Source organism: Bacillus sp. JJ1503 (genome assembly GCF_036965125.1).
In the GTDB taxonomy this organism is placed as follows: domain Bacteria; phylum Bacillota; class Bacilli; order Bacillales; family Cytobacillaceae; genus Cytobacillus.
Genome location: NZ_JBALOZ010000455.1, coordinates 1 through 1,683 on the forward strand (window position 1 = coordinate 1; position 1,683 = coordinate 1,683).

The 1,683-nt window shown below is 36.7% G+C and carries 1 protein-coding gene; it reads right to left on the bottom strand.

All coding sequences use genetic code 11. The features are described 5' to 3' along the window. Positions 1–77: 77 nt before the first annotated feature. On the bottom strand, positions 78–1,043 hold the full coding sequence (locus V7149_RS25025) for a quinone oxidoreductase family protein (protein WP_335348274.1): 966 nt from the start codon (positions 1,041–1,043) through the stop codon (positions 78–80). Positions 1,044–1,683: the final 640 nt, after the last annotated feature.

Genomic DNA, 1,683 nt, shown 5'->3' on the forward strand with positions numbered 1-1,683 from the left:
AGGATGAATAGATGATTTAGCCAATTCTTTCAAAACGGAAGGAAATTCCTTGTTGTTTGGTCTTCTGACGCTGCCCCTTATGGAAGTAACAAGATTTTACCCGTACTTTTTCGGCTTTCTAGATATCGGTGAGCTTCTTGTCCATCTCTTAATGCAAAAGTTGTCGGCTCCGATACTTTTACTTTTCCTTCTTCTATCCATCTAAACAGCTCTTTTGATCGTGTTACTCTTTCTTCCTTAGAAGTGAGAACATTCCAAAGATCTCCCCCCGTTAGAGTTTTTGAAGTATCCATCAACATACGGGGATCAACTGAAGCCGGATCTCCACCTGCCATCCCATAAAATACAACTGTACCACCGATGCGCGTAACAGCAAAACTGTCCATGAGTGTAGAGCCTATTGATTCATAAACAACATCCACCCCTTTGCCGTTCGTTTCTTCCAGAACTTTCTGCTTCCAGTCATCCTTGTACTGGAGAACCGAATCCGCTCCCACTTTTTTTGCAGCTTCAACTTTTTCCGTGGAAGATGTTAAGCCTATTACCTTACCACCAAGAAGCTTTACAATTTGAACAAGAAGCTGCCCGACACCTCCGGCTGCTGCGTGTACTAAGACAACATCATTATTTTTTACAGCATAACTGTCCCTTGTAAGATAATGTGCAGTTAGCCCTTGAAGGAGTATGGATGCAGCCTCCTTCAATGAAACTGATCCTGGCAGAGGTATCAATTTTTCATATGGAACAGCTACTAGCTCTGCATTGGCAAATGGAACATCAGCAAATGCAATATGGTCTCCTGAGCTTATGCCTTGCACTTCTGCTCCTACTTTTTCTACAATTCCGGCACCTTCATAACCTAAAATATATGGAGGCTCCCCGGCAAGATGATAATTTCCTTTCCTTCTATAAATGTCTGCAAAGTTTAGACCGATTGCTTTCATTCTTAAAAGAATTTCATCCGGACCGATGACAGGATCCATTACTTCGCAATATTCCAGGACTTCCGGACCTCCAAATGTATTAAAAACAAGTGCTTTCATTTATATACCTCATCTCTAGGGTTAATTAATAAATGCAATACTAACGTGGGACAATACAATTAAAGCTATATTGATATCACTATCCCGTTTCGTTTTTTTCTTTCAAAAGTTTTATTTCTAAATAGTGAGCCAGTTCAATTTTAAAATCACTTTCTTTTAATGAAACATTACTTGTATCAATTTCTATACGGTATCCAATTGCCAATCTTAATAAGTCTGTTACCAGAAAAAAATAGAAAAGCAATAATAAATACAAGAAGAATGGAATGAAAAACCAATCTTGAAATCCTTACCTCCCCAGCCTTTGGGAAATTAAGCATATATCCCCAAAATAATCATAACCTGTTACATTTCTACTTTGTTCTGCTTTCCTCCCATAACTTTTTGTTATTTCTTCACTATTAAAATCATCATTTAATAAAAGTCCTTCAATGCTTTCCTTACTTAAATCTGTTGTTTTCGTAAATGTATGATGATAAAGGCGAGGAAGAATATGGCTAAAAGAAAATGCCGATAATAGAAGAACCATACCAATTACAAAAAAAATAATAATATTTTGCTTCAAATTGAACAAAACATACTAAATAAGATTATGATTATTGAAAATGGAATTAAAATAAGTCCTAGACCAATATTCATC

Excerpts from the sequence above, each read along its gene's own strand:
- V7149_RS25025 (WP_335348274.1), bottom strand. The coding sequence starts at position 1,043 with ATGAAAGCACTTGTTTTTAATACATTTGGAGGTCCGGAAGTCCTGGAA.